Source organism: Bacillus sp. XT-2 (genome assembly GCF_025696525.1).
GTDB classification, from domain to species: domain Bacteria; phylum Bacillota; class Bacilli; order Bacillales; family Bacillaceae; genus Bacillus; species Bacillus halotolerans.
This window is the reverse complement of record NZ_JAHVOC010000009.1, coordinates 1-22608: the sequence shown is the minus strand read 5'-3', so window position 1 is coordinate 22608 and position 22608 is coordinate 1. Positions and strand designations below refer to the sequence as shown.

Below are 22608 nucleotides of genomic sequence, written 5' to 3'. Positions count from 1 at the left end.
TTCCTCAATTTGACTTAGTTCTGTCTGCCCTAAAAGGTTTATGTTTTTCCATCTGTGGGGAATTGACCCATAAACGGGAAAGGGTGATGGGATGGAACAACTATTAGAATGGGTAGAGCGTATATCTGATTGGCTGTGGGGGCCGCCGCTAATTATCTTACTGACGGGGACGGGATTGTACTTCACCATTTTGCTGAAGTTTTTTCAATTTCGCTATCCTTTATATATTTTGAAGCAGACGATCGGCAGCGTAGGAAAAAAGCCAAAGGGAGAGGGGACAGTTACGCCGCTTCAGGCATTGACATCAGCCCTCAGTTCGACGATTGGGGCGGCGAACATTGTCGGAGTGCCTGCGGCTATCATGTTTGGCTGTCCCGGGGCTGTTTTTTGGATGTAGCTGGTTGCCTTATTTGCTATGGCAATTAAGTTTTCAGAAAGTGTGCTTGCGGTTCATTACAGGGAAAAAAATGAGCAGGGTGAATTTGTCGGGGGACCGATGTATTACATAACAAAAGGGCTGCGCATGAAATGGCTCGGCGTGTTTTTTTCTGTTGCACTGATCGTAGAGCTGATTCCAAGCATAATGGTTCAGGGGAATTCAGTTTCAGTCTCTCTTGCCGAAACGTTTTCTTTCAATAAAATATACGCCGGAATCGGCATCGCGTTTTTGATTGGTTTAGTTGTAATTGGCGGGGTTAAGCGGATCGGAAAAGTAACAGAGTTTGTCGTGCCTCTCATGGCAGGTGCATACGCGGGAGCCGGTCTCCTGATTGTTCTTATGAATCTTTCATCTGTTCCGGCGTTTTTCTCTCTCATATTTTCGAATGCGTTTACTTCTTCTTCGGCAGCAGGAGGATTTGCAGGCGCTGCCTTGGCTGAAACCATCCGCTGGGGGTTTGCCCGCGGCCTGTATTCTAATGAAGCCGGGATGGGAACCGCCCCGATTGCACATTCGGCGGCAATGACTGACCACCCCGTAAGACAAGGCTTCTGGTCTGTGATCGGCATTGTCATTGATACCTTGATCATCTGCACCACCACGGCGTTTGTCGTCCTTGCATCCGGTGTCTGGACAGGGAAGAACGCCTCAAGTGACCCAGCAGCACTGACTACGGCTGCCTTTCAGCATTATTTCGGAGCTGGCGGAGGGTACTTCGTTTCGATTTCTCTCGTCTTTTTTGTTGTCTCGACCATTATGGTTGTCATATTTTACGGCGTAAAACAAGCTGAATTTCTATTCGGACGGCTGTCGGGACATGTCATTAAATTCGTCTATTTAGCGGCTATTATCATAGGTGCCGCCGGCGGAGCAAAAGCCATCTGGGGCTTTCTGGACTTAGCGTTAGTTTTCATCCTCGTTCCGAATGTGATTGCGCTGTTATTATTGAGCAAGAAGGTAAAAGCGCTGTATACCGAATTTTTCACATCTGAACAGTATTACCTGAAAGATAGAAGAAAAACGAAACAGAGTGCTGTTTACCAGACAAAAGAAGCTGAAAACTCTTAGGGTTTTTGGAACTCAACATCGTCTTACTCTTGATGATCAATTAGATGAACAAAGGCAGCAAGATCGCATCACCACATTAATGAGCGTTATTGACTCTGAGGCTTTCTGTAAGTAAAGCCTCTCTGGAACCTCTGATGGCGGACTCGGCGATCGGTTCTTCAATGCTTCTCCTTTAGCCGCCTTTCATTTTTACAATCAGGCATTTTGACGTCGACAAAATAATAGTTTCAAACTCGTCTCTGCCAATACACTGGAAATAGACAGCGTATTGGCAGAGATTCTTCGTCTTTCTCTATTTCATCCTTCAGATGCCGCAAAAAGGAAGGAGGGCGTGATCCTGAATAGATTCAGATTTTACGATTCCTTCGATATATATAACAAATCCGCACAGTCCATTTCCGAAGTCAAACCCTTTAAACACGATATCTCTGAGCAGCTTTCTGTTAATAGTGTTTTCCTTGAGATAGGAGAAATCGGCCCTTCCTTGTTGGCCTCGAGCTCACGGAGGAACTTGCAGGGCATTCTCGTGTTTATTCATAGGGTTCACCTCTCAAAACATTTGCTAGCTTTTTAGAGTAACCTTTCTGTTAAGCCATTCTATGACTTTACGAATAGTATGAAAGCGCTATAAAAAGTTGTTGACTACATGTATATACAGGAATACAATATAAACATAAGTTGTATATACAAGTTATCAAACGGAGGGGTTGGCATGGGGGAACTGAACAGATCAGCACGGCAAATTGTTGAAGCAGTTGGCGGTGCTGAAAATATTGCAGCGGCAACTCATTGTGTAACACGTTTACGCTTCGCGTTAATAGATGAAAGCAAGGTTGACCAAGGGGTGCTGGATCAAATCGATGTTGTAAAGGGATCGTTTTCGACAAACGGGCAGTTTCAGGTTGTGATCGGCCAGGGAACAGTCAACAAAGTATATGCGGAACTGGTCAAGGAAACGGGGATTGGCGAGTCAACAAAGGACGATGTGAAGAAGGCCTCAGAAAAAAATATGAATCCTTTGCAGCGTGCTGTGAAAACGCTTGCAGATATCTTTATTCCGATTTTGCCGGCGATTGTCACGGCGGGTCTCTTAATGGGAATCAACAATATCTTAACGGCGCAGGGGATTTTCTTCAGTACAAAATCGATTGTGCAGGTGTACCCGCAGTGGGCGGATCTTGCCAATATGATCAATTTAATCGCAGGCACGGCCTTTACGTTCCTGCCAGCGCTGATCGGCTGGTCGGCGGTGAAGCGGTTTGGCGGCAATCCGCTCCTCGGCATTGTGCTCGGCGTTATGCTCGTGCATCCTGATTTACTGAATGCGTGGGGCTATGGCGCCGCGGAACAAAGCGGAGAGATCCCCGTATGGAATCTTTTCGGCCTTGAGGTGCAGAAGGTCGGCTACCAGGGGCAGGTGCTCCCGATTTTGCTCGCTTCGTATTTGCTTGCCAAGATTGAATTGTTTTTGACGAAACGGACGCCCGAGGGAATACAGCTTTTAGTCGTCGCGCCGATTACCCTGCTCGTGACGGGTTTTGCGTCCTTTATCATTATCGGTCCGGTCACATTTGCGATCGGGAATGTGTTAACTTCGGGGCTTATCTCGGTGTTCGGCTCATTTGCCGCGCTGGGCGGGCTGCTGTACGGCGGCTTATACTCAGCGCTGGTGATTACCGGAATGCATCATACGTTTTTGGCAGTTGATCTGCAGCTGATCGGCTCTAAGCTCGGAGGCACATTTTTATGGCCGATGCTGGCGCTTTCAAATATCGCTCAAGGGTCAGCGGCGCTGGCGATGATGTTTATCGTAAAGGATGAGAAACAAAAAGGCCTTTCCTTAACATCAGGCATTTCCGCTTATCTGGGCATTACAGAGCCTGCCATATTCGGGGTGAACCTTCGCTACAGATTTCCGTTTATCATTGCGATGATCAGCTCAGGGCTTGCCGGGATGTATATCTCATCTCAAGGCGTTTTGGCAAGCTCCGTCGGTGTTGGCGGCGTGCCCGGCATTTTCTCGATTATGAGCCAGTACTGGGGCGCATTCGCAATCGGGATGGCGATTGTCTTGATTGTTCCGTTTGCCGGAACATACGCTTATGCGCGACTGAAACGTAAATAACAAAGGGGAGCGGGACGTATTTTTGACGGTCCCTTTTCCCATTTTCATTAAAAAAGACGGTGGTGGAGACAGATGAAAACAGAACAAACACCATGGTGGAAAAAAGCCGTGGTTTATCAAATTTACCCGAAAAGCTTTAAAGATACGACGGGAAACGGTATTGGCGATTTGAATGGAATTATTGAAAAGCTTGATTACTTAAAAACGCTTCAGGTGGATGTTCTTTGGCTAACGCCGATTTACGACTCGCCGCAGCATGATAATGGGTATGATATTCGTGATTACTATACGATTTATCAAGAGTACGGCACAATGGAAGATTTTGAACGCTTATTAGCTGAAGCGCACAAAAGAGGCTTAAAAGTCGTCATGGATCTTGTAGTCAATCATACGTCAACTGAGCACAAATGGTTTAGAGAGGCGATTTCTTCAAAAGACAGCCCATACCGTGATTTTTATATATGGAAAAACCCGAACGAAGACGGGACAGCCCCGACAAACTGGGAATCGAAATTCGGCGGCTCGGCATGGAAGCTTGACGAAGCCTCAGGCCAATATTATCTGCACCTGTTTGATGTCACACAGGCTGATTTGAATTGGGAAAATGAAGAGGTCAGAAAGCATGTCTATGAGATGATGGATTTTTGGTTTGAAAAAGGAATTGATGGCTTCAGGCTTGATGTCATTAATCTGATTTCAAAAGACCAGCGCTTTCCTAATGCGGAAGACGATGATGGCCGTACCTTTTACACTGACGGGCCGCGGGTGCATGAATTTCTGCACGAAATGAACGAAAAGGTGTTTTCACATTATGACAGCATGACGGTCGGTGAGATGTCTTCAACAACTGTAGATCATTGCATCCGATATACAAATCCCGGCAATGAAGAGCTTGATATGACGTTTAACTTCCATCATCTCAAGGTCGATTATCCAAACGGAGAAAAATGGGCCTTGGCTCCGTTCGATTTTCTGAAGCTGAAGGAGATCTTATCTGTATGGCAGACGGAGATGCATGCGGGAGGGGGCTGGAACGCTTTGTTCTGGTGCAATCACGATCAGCCGCGCATTGTATCGAGATATGGAAATGACGGTCCATATCGGGTGAAATCAGCAAAAATGCTTGCGACGGCCATTCATATGATGCAGGGCACGCCTTATATTTATCAGGGTGAAGAGCTCGGCATGACCAATCCGAAGTTTACCGGCATCAGCTCCTATCGGGATGTCGAGTCGCTGAACATGTATTACGCCTTCAAGAAAAAAGGCATGGCGGAGAAAGAGATTTTAGCCATTTTACAGGAAAAATCCCGTGACAATTCCAGAACACCCGTCCAGTGGGATGATACGCCGAATGCCGGATTTACAACAGGCACGCCATGGATACCGGCCGCCGGAAATTACCGGGAGATCAATGCTGAGGCGGCGCTGAAGGACAAACACTCGGTCTTTTATCACTACCGGAAGCTGATCCAGATCCGAAAAACCTATGACATTGTCACAGAGGGAACGTATGAATTGATCGCAAAGGATGATCCGAACGTTTTTGCGTATATGAGACATGGCGAAAATGAGAAGCTGCTCATCATCAATAATTTTTACGGGACGGAGGCAGCCTTTACACTGCCGGACACGCTGAAGCCCGGCGAGTGGAAGGCAGAGGTGCTTCTGACAAACGATGAAGAGAGAGAAGAACTGAAGAATATGACGCTCCGCCCGTATGAGTCCATTGTTTATCATTTAACAAAACCGTGCTAAACTAAGCTGGGTGGTCATAAATGAAGGTGAATAAATTTATCACAATCTATAAAGACATCGCACAGCAAATTGAAGACGGCCGATGGAAGGCGGAGGAGATTCTTCCGTCTGAACATGAATTGACCGCACAGTACGGCACATCAAGAGAAACGGTTCGAAAGGCGCTTCACATGCTGGCTCAAAATGGATATATCCAGAAAATCAGGGGGAAAGGCTCCGTGATTCTCAACCGTGAAAAAATGCAGTTTCCGGTCTCTGGGCTTGTCAGCTTCAAGGAACTGGCGCAAACTTTGGGAAAAGAAACGAAAACAGCCGTTCACAAATTCGGGCTGGTGCCCCCGTCAGATCTGATCCAAAAACAGCTTCGGGCACAGCCGGATGATGACATATGGGAAGTGATCAGGTCAAGAAAGATTGACGGGGAGCATGTCATTTTGGACAAGGACTACTTTTTCAGAAAGCATGTGCCTCACCTGACGAAAGAAATTTGCGAAAACTCCATTTATGAATATATTGAAGGAGAGCTTGGTCTTTCGATCAGTTACGCGCAGAAAGAAATTGTGGCTGAGCCGTGTACGGATGAGGACAGGGAATTGCTTGATTTACGAGGCTATGACCATATGGTGGTTGTGAGAAACTATGTCTTTTTAGAGGATACAAGTCTCTTTCAATATACGGAAAGCAGACACCGTCTGGACAAATTCAGGTTTGTCGATTTTGCGCGACGGGGAAAATAAAGAGCGCCTGCCTGCGGCAGAGCGCTTTTTGTTTGGTATCAAAATTGATACTATCCAACAAAAATGTGCGTACTTTTACTTTTTATCATAATGGCTACAATAGAGATGAGAGTAACCTAAAGGAGAGGTGTTTAACATGACAGAACTAAAGAAACAAATTCTGGATGCATACAATTTCAGGCATGCGACTAAGGAATTTGACCCGAATAAAAAAGTGTCAGACAGCGATTTTGAATTTATTTTAGAAACAGGAAGACTGTCTCCGAGCTCACTCGGCCTTGAGCCTTGGAAATTTGTCGTCGTCCAAAATCCGGAATTCCGTGAGAAGCTTCGTGAATACACATGGGGCGCGCAAAAGCAGCTGCCGACCGCAAGCCATTTCGTCCTGATTCTTGCGCGTACAGCTAAGGATATCAAATATAATGCGGACTACATCAAACGTCATTTAAAAGAAGTAAAACAAATGCCTCAAGACGTGTACGAAGGCTATTTAAGCAAAACAGAAGAATTCCAGAAAAACGATTTGCATTTGCTTGAAAGTGACAGAACATTGTTTGACTGGGCATCAAAACAAACCTATATCGCGCTTGGCAACATGATGACTGCCGCTGCGCAAATCGGTGTTGATTCCTGCCCGATCGAAGGCTTCCAGTACGATCACATTCACCGTATTCTTGAAGAAGAAGGCCTTCTGGAAAACGGAAGCTTTGATATATCTGTGATGGTGGCATTCGGCTACCGAGTGAGAGACCCTCGTCCGAAAACAAGATCTGCTGTTGAAGATGTTGTGAAGTGGGTATAAAAACGAAAGCTGCTCGTTATCGAGCAGCTTTTTTTATGCTTCATTCGCTCTGTTCTGTTTTCTTCGCTGATGCAAATATAATGCTGTTCCGAGTGCGCTGATCAGAAATCCGGCCAGCAGGATGGAATACATGGAGGTGGCTGTGTCAGGAAGCAAGCCGCCAGCCGGTCCATCGGTTCCCGATCCGCCCGATCCATTTGTTGGTTCAGTGCCGGGAGGTGTTTGATCGCCGCCTTTGCCATCATTCGGCTGCTTTCCGCCTGGATTGTCGGACCCTCCGCCATTCTTGCCGTCGTCATCGCCGCCTGTCGGCTGATCGGACGGGAACGCCGGCGGTTTATCGTGAGCACCGGAATTTAAGATCGTGTATTCGCTGAAGTGGTTTGTGTATCCTGTTACAATATCATCGTCAACTGATCCCTTTTCTGTCTTTGTAAAAGTTTTCTTTTTCCGGTCGACATGGTAAATGGCAGGGTTGTGAGCTTCTTCAATATCAAACATCCGAAGCGATAGCTCAACCGGTTCCTTGAATGATTTCACTTCTTTTCCTTTTTGCTTCACTGTAAAGTCATATACATTTGATAGGGAGACGTTTAATTCTCCCTTAGATTTGATTCCGATTTCAGTGTTCGCGGTTTTGATGTTCGCCATTGGAAGCTTCATGCTGTACCAGTAGTTGAACACCGTCAGGGAAGGATCTAATTCTCTATCCTTCAATAGCTTGACCTGGTCTTTTTTCATTTTTAGATTGATTGGTTTCTCTTGTGATCCTTCAGACGTTTCATAATAGACAAACGGCTTGTTGGCGTTTTTGGCATAAATCGCAAATTTGTCTTCATCGAGTGTCCAGCTGCCATCCTTCTGCTTTGTCGGCAGGAATACTTCTTTGATCCGTCCTTCCATTTTAGGAGAGACCTTGTCACCAAGCTTTTTCAGCTGCTCGGTGAAAATCTCATAATCTACGTAGCCGAGGTCTTCACCATGAGAAGCTTCCGTAAAGACAGAGTATCCGTCTCCACCGCCGCCGACAAAATTATTTGTTGCGACGCGGTAGGTATCATCTGTATTCAGATCAACTTTGTCTCCGTTAGGCGATTCGATTTTCACGTCTAAAACACGGTGTCCAGGTTCGTTGTTTAATGTAAAGGTATATTCAATTCCAGCCACCTGAGGGAAGGCCCCGCCTCCGTTCTCCACATTGCTTAAGCCTTGTTCAAGAGCTTCTTTGATTTGTTTTCCGGTCAAATCAGCCACGTAAAGCGTGTTGCCGAACGGCATTACGTTCAGTACTTCGCCAAGTGTGATCTTGCCTTTGTCAATGCCGGCTCTGATGCCGCCGCCATTTGTAATCGCAATGTTGGCGCCGGATGCTTCTTTCGCTTTTGCAAGCATGCTGTCCGCGATGAAGTTTCCGAGATTGGTTTCCTTCGTGCGCACATGCTCACGCTGGCCGTCAAGGGCTACATCCGTGTAGCCGACTTTTTCATTTTTGACGTCCTCTAATTCTTTTTTGAACTGATCGAGCTCTTCTTTTGCTTCCGTGTTTTCTTCAGTATTCTCATCAATCGGCAGTGCGCTTAGATTTGATTTGTCTGTTTGAACGACGCCGTCATCATCAAATGAGACATCGACACGTCCTAAGAATTGGCCGTATTCTTTTGCCTGCGCCACGATAGTCGGTTCGTCGTTTTCCACGACCTCCATTTTGTCCACGAGAGTGTGGGTGTGTCCGCCGATGATCAAGTCAATGCCTTTCACTTTTTTGGCTAGCTCAAGATCGCGGTTATGCCCAATGTGGGTGAGCGCGATAATTTTGTTTACTTTTTCTTCTTCCTGAATCGTTTTCACGGTGTTCTGCGCAGTTTTAAATGCGTCGTTAAATACAATGCTTTTGCCCGGGCTTGATGTTGTGGCTGTGTCTTCTGTTGTCAGTCCGAACACGGCCACTTTCTCGCCGTCAACGTCTAACAGAATGTACGGATGGATGCCCGGCTCTTTCTTTTCTCCCGCAGTAAAGGTCTGCGGCTTTTTGACATATGATTTTAGCTTAGGTTCATTTGATACATCCACATTCGCGCTGACGATTGGGAAATCAGGCGCTTCAAAGTGATAGCGATTCGCCGGATCGACAGTTGTGCTGTTCCCGCTGAGAAAATCAGAAAGCACAGACGGACCTTTATCAAATTCGTGGTTTCCGAAGGTCATGGCGTCATAACCCATCATGTTCATCAGTTTCAGGTCGGCTAAACCGTTCCATTTCGTGAAATACAGGTCGCCGGAAAACACATCTCCCGCGTCAAGCAGGATGTTGTGGTCTGTTTCGTTTCTTACTTCGCTGATTTTCGTCATTCGTCTGGCTGCGTCATCAAGGTGCGCATGCGTATCATTTGTATGCATGACGGTAAGATCCCATAATCCGCCTTCAGGAGGATCGGTATCTGAACCGTCGTCAAATTGAAGCTTGTACACGCCATAGCCTTCATTTGAAGAATGTCTCACATAAGCGACATCATCGGCTTTGTCCGCAAAAGGCTTGGCTAAAAGCGAAGATTCAAACGTCAAATTCGTGCCGGAAACCGGTGCAATCGACCAGTTGTTATCGGCTTTTGGATTTAATGTTTTCTGTTCAATAATGTAATCCATCAGTACCTGTCTGTTTTCAACTGCGGAGCCGTGGACAATCTTATCACTCGTCAGATGAGGGAAACCGCCGCCGCCGGAGGCCCGGTAATTATTCGTGACTACGAGAAATTCCTGGCTCGGGCTGATCGGTTTGCCTTCATAGGAAAGGTTGATGATCCGGCTTGAATCCGCGTTAATCACTTTTCCGTTTTCGTTGTATTTAGCCGGTTTTGTGACATCGACCTGATAGGTAACGCCGTCAATCACGTCAAAGTTGTAGGAGCGGAAATTCTCATTCAGCAAGGCTTGATCGCCGCCTTTTGACGGATCGATTTGATTAAATTGGCCCGCTGACATGTCGAGCCAGTCCTTCACCTCGCTGCCGGTCAGTTTCACGATCTGGAGGGTATTATCGTACAGATACAAGTCACCGACGTTTTTAATCGCAAGATCCCCGGCCGGAATGTTTGTATAGTAATTGGCTCCGTTTCTGCCGCCGGCTTTAAACGGCGCGCCTGCTGACAAAATCGGAAGATCTTTATACTCGGTATCCTTCATTTCGTTTTCCGCGTACCATTTTTGCGCATCTGTCACAATTTGAATAGAAGGGTCGTCCTTGACTTGTGCAAAGAAGCTGTTAATGTCGGCTTCTGTTTTTCCGACAGGCTTTCTGACATATTCCAGCGTGTTTTGATGTGTTTGCTGAATGGCTTTTGTGACGGCTTCGTTTCTGGATGTGACGCTGCCGGAAATTGATTCGATGCTGCCCTTGGAATCTGCGACCTTCCACGAGCCGTCTGTTTTTTCAAGCTTGAGGTCAATGACGCCTAAGTATTTGCCCCAGCTGCTTGGCATGACGACCGGAATGCCGTTAATGGTTCCTTTTTCAACATCAAACTGAGCGGCACCCGCATATTCTGCGGAAGGGAAGAGTCCGTGCTGATGGCCCGAGACAATCGCATCAATGCCCTTTGTTTTCGTGGCCAGGTCAAAAACAGCGTTTTCTGCACCTGACGATTGCGCCTGCTTTTCAATACCAGTGTGGGCAAGGGCAATAATGAAATCCGCGCCTTCTGCCTTCATTTTCGGAATCGTTTCATTGGCAGATTCGACGATATCCTGCACCTGAACCTGTCCTTCGAGATTCTTTTTGTCCCAGGTCATGATTTGCGGCGGGACAAAGCCTATGTAGCCTACTTTGATCTTCTGTTCGTTTCCGTTTTCATCTGTGACTGTTTTCTCGTTAATTACATACGGCGTATAACGGTGTTCACCGCCAGTTGTTTTAACATTGGCGTTTACAATCGGGAAATCGGCTCCTTTTATCGTACCGTCAAGAAAGTCGAGCCCGTAATTGAATTCATGATTGCCAAGTGTTCCTGCGTCATACTTCAGCGCGTTCATGACGCTGATAATCGGGTGGGTTTTTGCACCGGAGATAATGTTGTCTTTTTCGTATTTCACTGCGTATTCGCCCAGCGGATTGCCTTGAATCAAGTCACCGTTATCCACGAGCAGGGTGTTTGGGTTCTCCTGGCGGTGCTTTTGGATCAGCTGTGCCGTTCTGGCAAGCCCGAATTCTGTCGTTTCTTTGTCGCTGTAGTAGTCGTAATCCATCATGTTGGCATGAATATCAGTTGTAGCCAAAATACTGAGTTTCACTTGAGGAGCCATGTTTTCTTCTGCATGAACGGGCGGTGTTGGGAGGATTAGGCTAAGTATCATAATTGGGGGCAGCAGAATACGGAGAATGTTACTGACGTCTTTTCGTCTTTTCTGTATTCTCACCAGTTCTCCACCTTTCAACGAAATTTGTGTTACTGGTTCTATTGTAAGAATATTTTGTAAGCATTTGTAGATGTTTCTTTATGATTATTGTAAAAGGGAGAAAAATAAGTATTATGTATCATCTTTGGGTGATGTGAATTGGGTCATTATGCTTATCGTTTGTCAGCTCTGCAAAATGTTTATTATATTGTGGCTGGGGTAGAGTGTTTTATGTAGACATATTAAGGGGGAGGTTATCAATCATGGGTAAAAAAATCGCAGTTGTGCTGACAGATTATTTCGAAGACAGCGAGTATACTGAACCAGCAAAAGCATTTAAAGAAGCGGGGCATGAGCTGACCGTTATTGAAAATGAAAAAGGGAAAACCGTAAAAGGCAAGCAGGGAAATGCGCAAGTCACAGTCGATGCGTCTATTGATGACGTAAACCCTTCCGACTTTGACGCGCTTTTAATTCCGGGAGGTTTTTCACCTGACCAGCTTCGTGCCGATGAGCGTTTCGTCCAGTTTACAAAAGCGTTTATGACGGACAAAAAGCCGGTATTTGCGATTTGTCACGGCCCGCAGCTGCTGATTACTGCTAAAGCGCTGGAAGGCAGAAAAGCGACAGGCTATACGTCCATTCGTGTAGATATGGAATACGCTGGGGCCGATGTCGTTGACCAGGAAGTCGTGGTTTGCCAAAATCAATTGGTCACCAGCCGCACGCCGGATGACATTCCTGCATTTAACCGCGAATCTTTGGCACTGCTTGAAAAATAACAAAAACGGACGCCCTGCGGGGACGTCCGTTTTTTCATGATAGCTTGGAACCTGCGGTCAGTTTATTGTATCTGTAATACAAAAAGGCAGCAGCTGCTGTTCCGATGACGGCAATGCCGAAGTCGAACATAAAGATATGGGCTATGCCTCCCGCTTTTGCGATGAGCCCGGTGGCAATCGGCAGCAGAATCGACGCAATACTTGAAGCTGTCGCAACAATTCCGGTGACAGTGCCTTTGCGGTTCCAGAAAAGCTCTGTCATTAATGTAACGGTAATTTGAAACACACCCGCGGTTGAAAATCCTAAGAAAAAGGCTGTGATGTCCAGTACAGCTGGGACGTGAACTGTCAGCATAACGGCAAGCGTACATAAGGTAATAACGGGGTACAGCAGCGTAATCATCACCGGTTTTACCCATCTGTTCAGCAGAAGGGCTAATAATAAAACAGATACCAAAGCGCCTATACTATAGTAGCTCAGCAATTGTACGGAAGCTGATTCAGCTAACCCTGCAGCCTTTTGGGCGAAGCTTGGAAGCCAGATTTGAGAGACTGTGAATAAAGCGGTTGATGTAAAACCAATGATAATCAGCGCGGCGCCTTCTTTCTTCATGTCGGGTTCAGATAAGAAAGCAGGAGATCCCTGTTGCCCGGTGCTGATGGGCTGTTTCTGTTTTTTTGGCAGCGAAACCGCTGATAAGCAAAGGATGTTCAGCACATAGACAGCTGCCGGCAAATAAAATGCATATCCGTAGAATAGGCTATGGTCTGCCAAAACTGTAATCAGGAGCGGCAAAAGAGCGGCCCCGAGAGACATAAAAGCTTTTACCAAGACATTCGCCGAGCTGGGAGCAGTTGGGAAGAGCTCCGTTAAAGCCGGATATGTTCCTGCGTCCATGGCCGAATTTGCGACTCCGGCTAATAAAGCAAACACAAACGCAAGTTCATAACTCGGTGATAATGGAATACCGATTAAAAAGACAGCCATCATTCCGGCGGAAGCCACAATGAGCGGTTTTCTGCCTATTTTATCTGATAAAACGCCAGATATTCCGTATGTCAGCAGCTTGCCGAATCCGATAGCCGCAATCACATAACTGATGCCTGTCGGGTCGGTATTCCACTGCTTCGTTAAGGAGGACATGTTGGATGCGAGAATGATATTGACCATTCCGAGCAAGAAGTAGTTGATGTACATTCCGGTTGCTGTTTTGACGTATTTCGTTTTCATTCTAGTACTCCTTCAAAATCTTATTCGGCCATTTGCTGTATTCGCCGGCCTCAGGAAGCCCGGCGCCTTGCTGCAGCGTCTTTCCGGCTCCCTAATAAACGAAAGCAAAAAGAATCATCTTCATCAATAAGAAAAAAGGCTTGCCGGATGCCGGCAAGCCCCATTATTTTCGAAGTGATGCAAGTTCTTGAGCGATCGCCTGCATTTCGCTCGGGCTGAATGCTTCTTTTTTCATCACCATTTTATGAAGGTAGGTGAGGTCCTCTATTTTTTCGTCGCTGAAGTCTTCTGCTTTGATAACCCCGACATTCAGCATGTTCAGTTTTTGTGAAATCTCTTCAATCATTTGAGTTAATGTTTCTGTATTTTGGCTGGACAAATGATTACATCCTTTCTTTCGCGTCATTTGGTATGTTTTATTCTAACAGAATTCCATCAGAAAAAAACCCTATTCTCATTTCGTCCATTTATTTCAAAAAAGTGGTGACATCAGTTGAAAAGTGATTGAACATCCTACTAAGATAGCGGTAAAGGTTTCTTTTTAGAGAAATATGGGCAAAGAATAGGGAGGTTGCACAACATGATCAGCGTATTATTTGTTTGCTTGGGAAACATTTGCCGGTCTCCAATGGCGGAAGCGATATTTCGGGACTTGGCAGCAACAAAAGGATTAGAGGGGAAAATCAGAACAGACTCAGCCGGCATCGGCGGCTGGCACATCGGCAATCCTCCGCATGAAGGAACGCAGGAGATATTGCGCAGAGAAGGAATCAGCTTTGAAGGCATGCTGGCGCGCCAGGTGCGCGAACAGGATTTAACCGATTTTGATTACATCATTGCGATGGATGCAGAAAATATCGGAAGCCTGAGAAGCATGGCGGGTTTTAAAAAAGCCGCACAGATCAAGAGGCTGCTTGACTACGTTGATGATTCAGATCTCGCGGACGTTCCCGATCCTTACTACACTGGGAACTTTGACGAGGTCTATCAATTGATCAGATCAGGCTGTGAGCATCTGCTTGCATCCATTCAAGAAGAAAAACAATTGTGAGGGAAAGGAGAGTTCATCATGAACAATGAACGCTGGTTGCTGAAAGGTGTCATTCTCGGAGCTGCGGCAGGTGCGGCGCTATCCTTGCTCCATAAGCCGACGAGACAGGCCTGCGGCATGAGATGGATGACGTGCAAGCATAAAATGTCTCTGTACAAAAACAATCCTGAACTATTGAAAAACAATGTCATGACAAAAATTGATGAAGCAAAACAGCTGGCCCAGACGCTGTCAGATGAAGTCGGCTTCGTTAATCAGCAAGTCAAAGAGCTGAAGAAAACAACGCCGAAAGTGATGGAGCTGGTACAGGAAACAAAGGAACATTTTACAAAAGATAAATGATCAAACATTCGAGGTGAGACGACATGAACTTTCTGAAAGAGCTGTTCGGCAGATACACCCTTCATGAGGGGCAAAGCAAATCTGCGGAGCTGGCGTATTTTTTTCTGTTATCGCTGTTTCCGTTTTTGATTTTTATGCTGACGCTCACCGCGTATCTTCCGATTTCTACAGATGACGTGCTGGGGGTTGTAAAACAATACGCTCCCGGAAGTGCGATGTCCCTCGTTGAATCCATTACCCACCAAACATTAAATGACCGAAACGGCGGATTGCTGTCATTCGGGATCATCGCGGCGTTATGGTCTGCGTCTAATGGAATGAATGCCATCGTCAGATCGTTAAACCACGCGTATGAAGTGGAAGAAAACCGCTCTTTTATCATTGTACGTCTAACCTCAATTTTTCTGACGATCGCCATGGTGTTTACCATTTTAGTTGCCTTGCTTCTGCCGGTATTCGGCCGGCAGATCGGAATGCTTGCTGCGGACTTTGTCGGCGCTTCGGACCTGTTTTTATCCATCTGGACTGCGATCCGCTGGGGAGTCAGTCCGCTTGTGCTGCTGATTGTTTTTTCCGCTTTGTACGTTATCGCGCCTAACAAAAAGCTGTCGCTTCGCTTTGTAATGCCGGGTGCGCTGTTTGCGGCCATCGGCTGGATTGTCGTCAGCACCCTGTTTTCGTTTTACGTCAGTACATTTGCGAACTATAGCGCCACATACGGAAGCATTGGGGGGATCATCGTCCTGATGATCTGGTTTTACTTAAGCGGGATTTTAATTATTTTAGGGGGAGAAATCAACGCGCTTTTACATAAACGTAAAAAGCTTCCTGATGAAAATCCCTACAATTAGCGCACCCTATAAAGGAACTTCAGTTCAAAAATGATCCGGGGGGCAAAACGTGATGACAAAGCATACGAAAAAAGGCGGAAGCCATAACAAACAGAACTCAAAGAGCAAATCGAGTCATAAAACAAGCGGAAGTGCCAACGGACAAAACGGCTATCATTAGAACAAAAGCCTCCTGACTTTGTGTCAGGAGGCTTTTTCTTATGAAGAGGAAGAATAGGTCTCAGCAGCTGGCCAGATTTTCGGTTTGCCTAAAGCGATAGCGAGCCAGACAGCGGCCAGAATGAGGGTAATCAAATAAAACAAGTTAGCGCTTTCGAAGGTCTGCATATACCAGCCGCCTGCAATCGGCCCGAAAATGCTGCCGAGACTGAATGAAATGCCGCATAGCAAATTCCCCGCCGGAAGCAGGTGGGACGGAAGAAGGTCTGTCATAAAGCTGATGCCGAGTGTAAAGGTTGACCCGACTGCCATGCCCGCAATAAAGAAGCAGCAGCCGATCACGTAAGGAAAAGGGAACACGCCTGCGATGAGAAAGCAAAAGGCCCCCGTCAGCAAAATCACAAGCAGCACATTCCGTCTTCCGTATTTATCGCTGAGAATGCCGAGCGGGAATTGAAAAATAATGCTTCCGATCGCAAATGCAGGAAGAATCAAAGCGACGGCGTCCACAGATAAACCCAGACGCAGCGCATACACAGGAAAGCTGCCGTTTAATGCAGTCTCCAGAAATCCGTACCCGAACGTAGGCATAAACGCCACCCATGCAAACAGCATAGCCTGGTAAAAGCGTCTGAAACTATTGTCTGATTTGGTTTCGTGAGGGCTGGTTTCCGGGTATGCATTTTGTAGCAAGAAAACAAAAAGCCACGCAAGCAAACTGATGCAGCCTGACACGATAAAAGGCAGTGCCGGACTCAGCTTAACAAACGGGACCATAAACGGGCCCGCAGCAAAACCAAGGCCAAAGGAGAGTCCGTAAATGGAAAGATTTCTCCCGCGGTTTTGCTTTGACGACATGGAGGTCACCCACGTTTGCGTAGAAAAGTGAAGCATATGGTCGCCGATCCCGATGAAAAGACGAAGCAGGAACCACATCCAAACCGACTGAAGCCAAATGAACCCGAACAAGCTTAAAATGACGATGCTTCCGCCAATGACGATCAGCGGTTTGAAACCCAGTTTTCTAAGCGGGGCCTCCATAAACGGAGAAGCCAATAGCACTCCGATGTAGAGTCCAGTCGCATGCAGGCCGTTAATCGCCGCTGATTCACCATTTGTTTCAAAGATAATCGAGATGACGGGCAGCAGCATGCCTTGTGAAAAACCGGATATGGAAACGAGCAAAACCAGAATAGAAAAATGCATTCGTGACATCGTGTCTGTTCTCCTTTGTGAGATCTATGTTGATCGTACATCGATTTCCAAAAGCCGGCAACCTGAAAAAAGCCTATATCGCGCGCAAACATTTGACCTCGTGTAATCATGATGATTTTTGTGAAGAATAAAAATAAAACAAGTCATACAAAAGGAGTCAATTCACTATGAATCGTATCTTTTTTATATTAGTGGCGGCTGGTGTTCCGCTTTCTGTTATCGGCAGTTTGATGCATTGGCCTTCTGCCATTCTCTTTGCAGTCTATTGTGTAACAATTATTGCTCTGGCAAGCTATATGGGAAGAGCGACAGAATCGCTGTCCATTATTGCCGGGCCGCGGATCGGCGGTTTGTTGAACGCCACCTTCGGGAATGCGGTTGAGCTGATTATTTCGCTATTTGCATTAAAGGAAGGCCTTACAGGAATCGTGCTTGCCTCTTTAACAGGTTCAGTGCTGGGAAATCTCCTGCTGGTTGCGGGCTTATCGTTTTTTGTCGGCGGTTTAAAATACAAGCGGCAGGAGTTTAATATCCATGATGCACGCCATAATTCAGGGCTTTTGATTTTCGCCATTATTGTGGCTTTCGTAATTCCTGAGGTGTTTTCGGTTGGAATGGGGGATACAAGCAAGCTTAATTTAAGCATCGGGATCAGCATCATTTTGATTCTGTTATATGTGGCGGCTCTGTACTTTAAGCTTGTCACGCACCGCGGTGTATATCAGCCGAACAATGCTGTCCAGCCTGAGGAAGAGGAGCAGCCGGAATGGTCAGGGAAGGTTGCCACGATTGTTTTGTTTGCAGCAACAATTGTCGTGGCGTACATATCCGAAAACCTGGTGCACACATTCCACTCGGTTGCTGAACAGTTCGGCTGGAGCGAGCTGTTTATCGGGGTCATCATCGTTGCGATTGTCGGTAATGCGGCGGAACACGCGTCAGCCATCATTATGGCCTATAAAAATAAAATGGATATTGCAGTTGAAATTGCAGTCGGTTCGACGCTGCAGATTGCTATGTTTGTCGCACCGGTTCTTGTGATCTGTTCCATCTTTTTCCCGGTAAGCATGCCGCTTGTGTTTACACTGCCGGAGCTTGTCGCGATGGTGTCTTCCGTTCTCTTGATGATTGCCATTTCGAATGATGGTGATTCCAACTGGTTTGAAGGTGCCACGCTGCTAGCGGCTTATGTCATTATGGCAATCGGCTTTTTCCTTCTTTAACCTGAAAAAATGATGGATAACAACAAAGCGGGATGAAAAGACTAAGGGAAAATGCGATAGAAAGAGTGATATGATGAAAAAGCTATTTCATTCCACACTTATTGTGTTGTTATTCTTTAGTTTTTTCGGCGTTCAGCCCATCCACGCGAAGAAGCAGTTTAAGGTGCCAAATTCTGTAGCAAGCATTTCGAAAGAAAACACGTATCCGAATGCTTCACAGGATCAGCCGATGCTTCAGCCGAGCAAGCTGGCTAAGGAACTGCTGAGTTCATCAGAGGTACAGATCGAAAATCCGCACCTTATCAAAATGCTGAACGAGTCTACGGTCTCTGGCACACCGCTTGCGGTCGGCTACCGGGCCACAATATTTCTCGGGAAATGGGCGCTTGGATATGAATCGAATGAAACAGTCGCCAACTGGGAATATAAAAAAATCAATACAAACCGCGCGGATAACCGCGGCGGAAAACAAACGGCTGAAATGCATTATGCCCAAGAGCAGCAATATAGAGTAACGGGCGGCCTGACAGCAAAAGTTCCAAACACGGAAGATGTCAAAAGCATGATGATGCTGAAGGCGATGAAAAAAACAAATCTTCCGCTTGCATTTGAAACGGTCATCGGAGCGGGAACAAAACGAGACCAAATTTATAAAGTCGCTCCGAAAAAACTCGGTTATTTAAACGCATATGCTCCGGCTGTGAATGAAAAAGGGAAAGTGACTTACGGAGAAGTCTATTTAGTGCTCAAAGGCAATAAACGAAAACTTGTTGTGAAAAATGTCACGTCACAGGGAATCGGCGCGTGGATTCCGGTTCAAGACCATGTCACGTTTAGCTTCCAGCTTTCCTCACAGCCAAGATAAATAAAAAACTGATTCCTATAATGGAATCAGTTTTTTTATTGGGTTCTTTCAATTCTTACAGCTTCCTCAAGCATTTGCACATTGTTTTGGTACAGCTGGCGAACGAGAACCCGTCTGGCGGCAAGGCTGGCACTGAAATAATCTTCATCCCGGACCATGCCTTTTACGGTAAATTCAACCCCGCGGTTGATTTTATTCAAAGCGGTGATGCCGTGTATTTGAAAAGGCTCTGTCGGGTTTCCGAATTCATCCCGCTTCAGTGAATCGCGAAGCTCTTCATTCAGCATGTCGCACGCTTCCTCCAGCACACTGTATACACGATCTGGATCTTCTTTAAAGCTGATGAGAAAAGATTCGGTAATCCGCATAAAATCAATATTATAATTTTCTATTTGTCTGACCTCGCCGTTGCTGATGGTGAGAAGCTTTCCGCTCCATTCACGGATTTGCAGCGAGCGCAGGCCGATTTCTTCGACGGTGCCGTTAAATAAATTGTTTACCGTCACATAATCGCCTTTATGAAGCTGGCGTTCATAAATTAAAAACACACCCGCCAGCACATCCTTAATCAGTGATTGGGCGCCAAAACCGATGACGATACCGGCTACGCCCGCCCCGGCTAAAATCTTGCCGAAATCATGCACAAATAAAGAAATAACATAAAAGATAAAACCGATCGTCGCCGTATATTGGGTGATAGAACGGACAAGGCTTTCAATGGTTTTCTCTTTTCTTTCTTCAATAAAGTCCGTCCGTTTAAAAAATAACTGCACCAATCGGTTAATGATAAAAACACCGATCCACAAAATGACGGCGACGAGGAGAATATCAACGATTTTATTCTGAAAAATCTCCGTAAGTGTTTCTTCCATCCGCATCTAACTCCTGGCTTGACGTTTTGAAAAATCTGTATCCTGGTAGTAGCTGTTTTTGACGAGAACGTTTGGTCCGAGGCACCGGACATTCGGGCAGTGGCAGTTCAGTTCTTTGGCCAGCTTTGTTTCTCTCCACTTTTGATAGGCGGAAGGCAGGCTGTCCGTCTGTATATTGCCGAGCGGCGGTGTATCGCCAAAGTCGGTCACAATAATATTCCCGTCAAAAATATTGACATTCAGGCGCGACCGGCCGTCAGGGTCATTTCTCACTGTCACGTTTTTCGCCGTGCGAAGCCGGCGAAGCAGCTCTTGATCCTCTTCATCAGGACTGCATGCGTAAAACGGCAGTGTGCCGAACAGCATCCATGTCTTTTCATCACGAATATCCAGCAAACGGTGAATCGCCTGTCTCATGTCCTTTAGGCTGAGAGATTCAAGGGCGCTCGCAAAATCACTCGGATACATCGGATGGATTTCATGGCGCTGACATTTCATATCTTCTGTGATTTGGCGGTGAATATGCTCAATGTGCGGAAGTGTGCGTTTGTTCAGCATCGTTTCCGCTGATACCATCACTCCGGCATCCACTAGCTTGCGGCTGTTTTCGATCATTTTATCAAAATAGCGCGCGCGCTGCTCGAAGGTCGGTTTTCTGTCCATCATAGCAAAACCGATTTCCGCAAACTCTTCAACCGTTCCCCAGTTATGAGAAATATGTAACACATCAAGATACGGAATAATCCATTCGTATCGCTCGATATCGAGAGTCAGGTTTGAATTGATTTGGGTCCGCACCCCGCGCTCGTGGGCGTATTTCAATAACGGCACGACATATTCCTTTACAGATTTTAATGAAAGCATCGGCTCTCCGCCTGTAATACTGATGGATCTGAGGCGGGGAATTTCCTCCAGCCGTTTTAACAGAAGATCTATTGGCAGAGCATTCGGGTCTTTGGGCTGCAATGTATAGCCTACAGCGCAATGCTCGCATCTCATATTGCACAGTGTCGTCGTTGTAAATTCAACGTTCGTCAGCTGTATATCTCCATACTGGTCGACATCCATATAGGCTTCCCAAGGATCGAACTCAGGTGTAATCGGACGCAGCTTCGTGTTTTGTGTCATGACTATCTAACTCCTTTATAAATGGGGCATACTAACGCTGCCAACAGTTAATTTTAGACCTGATTTGCCAAGATCGCAAGTAGCGGGGCGATTGAAAAACAGCAAAAAATGAGCTACCATAATAAAAAATGAATGGAGGCGCAGAATGGGGAACGCAGTAAACAATAAAGATCAGCAGCTTGATTATTTAAAGAACAGACTAGACATGTTTATGAACGTCATCGATTCATTAGACCCTGAAGCAACAGACGTTGAAGATATAGACAGACTCATCGGCATGCTGGATGACCTGGAAGCCAAATATGAACGATTTAAAAAAGACTGGGAATAAAACCGCGCATGCCGCGGTTTTTTATATTGGCATAAAGCGTCAGTATAAAACAGGGCGCCTTTCTGTAAAATAAGAAAAAATGCAGAAGGAGCGCTGGCCATGAAGTGGATGTGTGCAATATGCTGCGCCGCCGTCCTGCTTGCAGCAGGAGCAAAACAGGCAGATGCGGTACCGAATGAGCCGATTAATTGGGGCTTTAAGCGAAGCGTTAATCATCAGCCGCCAGATGCGGGAAAACAGCTGAACAGCCTGATCAAACAATATGACGCGTTTTATTTAGGCAATACAAAAGAAAAAACAATTTATTTAACATTTGATAACGGCTACGAAAATGGCTATACGCCAAAGGTGCTTGATGTCTTAAAAAAACATCACGTGACAGGAACGTTTTTTGTCACCGGGCATTTCGTGAAGGATCAGCCCGAGCTGATCAAACGGATGTCGGATGAAGGGCATATCATCGGCAACCACTCCTTTCACCATCCGGATCTGACGACAAAAACAGCAGACCAAATTCAGGATGAGCTTGATTCAGTCAACGAGGAAGTTTATAAGATCACGGGAAAGCAGGACAACCTGTACTTACGGCCGCCGCGCGGCGTATTCAGTGAATATGTGTTGAAAGAAACAAAACGCATGGGCTATCAAACCGTTTTCTGGTCCGTCGCTTTTGTCGACTGGAAAATCAAACATCAAAAAGGGAAAAAATACGCCTACGATCACATGATCAAACAGGCGCATCCGGGTGCGATTTACCTGCTTCACACTGTCTCCAAGGACAATGCCGAAGCGCTGGACGATGCGATTACCGACCTGAAAAAACAAGGCTACACCTTTAAAAGCATTGATGACTTGATGTTTGAGAAAGAAATGAAGCTGCCGTCTTTGTAAACAAGAAAGCCTCTCCGCAAGGGACTGACCCCATAAGATGAGACAAATAAAAAACACCTTCAAGTTTGAAAACGGATAGTTGTTATCCTTAAATAAGACTTGGAGGTGTTTTTTGTATGGGAACAAGAATGAGTTATCCGATTGAAGTCAAACAGAAGGCTGTAGAAATGAGATTGGCAGGCGTGCCTATGAAAGAGATCATGCAGGAATTGAATATCAGGGATAAGACGCAGGTTCAGACGTGGGTTAGATGGCATAAAGCTGGGGATACACATCGATTTGAACAGCCTGTTGGTAAGCAATACACTTACGGAAAAGGTCCGGAGTATTCTTCCGAATTAGAGAAACT

Annotated in this window: 18 protein-coding genes and 2 pseudogenes; 14 read left to right on the top strand and 6 right to left on the bottom strand. The window is 46.1% G+C overall.

Annotated elements, in window-relative coordinates; genetic code table 11:
- Positions 1–91: 91 nt before the first annotated feature.
- The 5 genes and pseudogenes from KXD37_RS19820 to KXD37_RS19800 all read left to right on the top strand — a co-directional run bounded on the left by KXD37_RS19820 (position 92) and on the right by KXD37_RS19800 (position 6929).
- Positions 92–1507 (top strand): annotated as a pseudogene (locus KXD37_RS19820) (alanine/glycine:cation symporter family protein).
- A 712-nt stretch (positions 1508–2219) separates the two neighbouring features.
- Positions 2220–3632 carry a PTS system trehalose-specific EIIBC component gene (gene treP / locus KXD37_RS19815; RefSeq protein ID WP_059336022.1) on the top strand — a complete coding sequence of 471 codons (1413 nt, stop codon included), beginning with the start codon at positions 2220–2222 and terminating at the stop codon, positions 3630–3632.
- Positions 3633–3704: 72 nt separating this feature from the next.
- Positions 3705–5390, top strand: a complete 1686-nt coding sequence (gene treC / locus KXD37_RS19810) for an alpha,alpha-phosphotrehalase (protein ID WP_106021442.1) — start codon at positions 3705–3707, stop codon at positions 5388–5390.
- A gap of 20 nt (positions 5391–5410) precedes the next feature.
- Complete coding sequence (gene treR / locus KXD37_RS19805; RefSeq protein ID WP_024120578.1) at positions 5411–6127, top strand: trehalose operon repressor; 717 nt, start codon at positions 5411–5413, stop codon at positions 6125–6127.
- A gap of 136 nt (positions 6128–6263) precedes the next feature.
- Positions 6264–6929, top strand: coding sequence for an NAD(P)H-dependent oxidoreductase (locus tag KXD37_RS19800; protein WP_029317487.1), 666 nt, complete (start codon positions 6264–6266; stop codon positions 6927–6929).
- A 33-nt stretch (positions 6930–6962) separates the two neighbouring features.
- Here the strand turns inward: KXD37_RS19800 and KXD37_RS19795 are convergent, their stop codons facing one another.
- Entirely contained in the window at positions 6963–11339 is a 4377-nt protein-coding gene (locus KXD37_RS19795) for a multifunctional 2',3'-cyclic-nucleotide 2'-phosphodiesterase/3'-nucleotidase/5'-nucleotidase (RefSeq protein WP_254518112.1), read from the bottom strand.
- A gap of 242 nt (positions 11340–11581) precedes the next feature.
- Between KXD37_RS19795 and KXD37_RS19790 the strand changes: the two genes are divergently transcribed.
- Complete coding sequence (locus tag KXD37_RS19790) at positions 11582–12100, top strand: type 1 glutamine amidotransferase domain-containing protein (protein WP_059336024.1); 519 nt, start codon at positions 11582–11584, stop codon at positions 12098–12100.
- Between the two features lie 34 nt (positions 12101–12134).
- Here the strand turns inward: KXD37_RS19790 and KXD37_RS19785 are convergent, their stop codons facing one another.
- Together KXD37_RS19785 and KXD37_RS19780 are read right to left on the bottom strand one after the other, a co-directional pair.
- Positions 12135–13331, bottom strand: coding sequence for an MFS transporter (locus KXD37_RS19785; RefSeq protein WP_254518113.1), 1197 nt, complete (start codon positions 13329–13331; stop codon positions 12135–12137).
- A gap of 163 nt (positions 13332–13494) precedes the next feature.
- Positions 13495–13710, bottom strand: coding sequence for a DUF1128 domain-containing protein (locus tag KXD37_RS19780; RefSeq protein WP_010333391.1), 216 nt, complete (start codon positions 13708–13710; stop codon positions 13495–13497).
- A gap of 201 nt (positions 13711–13911) precedes the next feature.
- On the opposite strand from KXD37_RS19780, the gene KXD37_RS19775 reads away from it, so the two are divergent.
- The 3 genes from KXD37_RS19775 to KXD37_RS19765 are packed head-to-tail and all read left to right on the top strand — an operon-like array spanning position 13912 to position 15575.
- The gene (locus tag KXD37_RS19775) at positions 13912–14382 is read left to right on the top strand and encodes a low molecular weight protein-tyrosine-phosphatase (RefSeq protein ID WP_024120584.1); all 471 of its coding nucleotides are present in this window, start codon (positions 13912–13914) and stop codon (positions 14380–14382) included.
- A gap of 18 nt (positions 14383–14400) precedes the next feature.
- Positions 14401–14724, top strand: coding sequence for a hypothetical protein (locus tag KXD37_RS19770; protein WP_095714626.1), 324 nt, complete (start codon positions 14401–14403; stop codon positions 14722–14724).
- Between the two features lie 23 nt (positions 14725–14747).
- The gene (locus KXD37_RS19765) at positions 14748–15575 is read left to right on the top strand and encodes a YihY family inner membrane protein (RefSeq protein ID WP_024120586.1); all 828 of its coding nucleotides are present in this window, start codon (positions 14748–14750) and stop codon (positions 15573–15575) included.
- Between the two features lie 198 nt (positions 15576–15773).
- On the opposite strand, the gene KXD37_RS19760 is transcribed toward KXD37_RS19765, so the two are convergent.
- On the bottom strand, positions 15774–16949 hold the full coding sequence (locus KXD37_RS19760; RefSeq protein ID WP_101860293.1) for an MFS transporter: 1176 nt from the start codon (positions 16947–16949) through the stop codon (positions 15774–15776).
- A 167-nt stretch (positions 16950–17116) separates the two neighbouring features.
- On the opposite strand from KXD37_RS19760, the gene cax reads away from it, so the two are divergent.
- Together cax and KXD37_RS19750 are read left to right on the top strand one after the other, a co-directional pair.
- Entirely contained in the window at positions 17117–18172 is a 1056-nt protein-coding gene (cax, locus tag KXD37_RS19755) for a calcium/proton exchanger (protein WP_024120588.1), read from the top strand.
- A 70-nt stretch (positions 18173–18242) separates the two neighbouring features.
- Positions 18243–19037, top strand: a complete 795-nt coding sequence (locus KXD37_RS19750; RefSeq protein WP_081638251.1) for a YfkD famly protein — start codon at positions 18243–18245, stop codon at positions 19035–19037.
- A gap of 35 nt (positions 19038–19072) precedes the next feature.
- Here the strand turns inward: KXD37_RS19750 and mscC are convergent, their stop codons facing one another.
- Together mscC and yfkAB are read right to left on the bottom strand one after the other, a co-directional pair.
- On the bottom strand, positions 19073–19915 hold the full coding sequence (gene mscC / locus KXD37_RS19745; protein WP_083504394.1) for a mechanosensitive ion channel protein MscC: 843 nt from the start codon (positions 19913–19915) through the stop codon (positions 19073–19075).
- Complete coding sequence (yfkAB, locus tag KXD37_RS19740; protein ID WP_106021436.1) at positions 19916–21037, bottom strand: radical SAM/CxCxxxxC motif protein YfkAB; 1122 nt, start codon at positions 21035–21037, stop codon at positions 19916–19918.
- Positions 21038–21182: 145 nt separating this feature from the next.
- On the opposite strand from yfkAB, the gene KXD37_RS19735 reads away from it, so the two are divergent.
- The 3 genes and pseudogenes from KXD37_RS19735 to KXD37_RS19725 all read left to right on the top strand — a co-directional run.
- On the top strand, positions 21183–21368 hold the full coding sequence (locus tag KXD37_RS19735) for an SE1561 family protein (RefSeq protein WP_010333401.1): 186 nt from the start codon (positions 21183–21185) through the stop codon (positions 21366–21368).
- 99 nt (positions 21369–21467) lie between these two features.
- Complete coding sequence (gene pdaA, locus KXD37_RS19730; protein WP_059353389.1) at positions 21468–22259, top strand: delta-lactam-biosynthetic de-N-acetylase; 792 nt, start codon at positions 21468–21470, stop codon at positions 22257–22259.
- A 116-nt stretch (positions 22260–22375) separates the two neighbouring features.
- A pseudogene (locus tag KXD37_RS19725) lies at positions 22376–22608 on the top strand (IS3 family transposase); the annotation flags it as partial.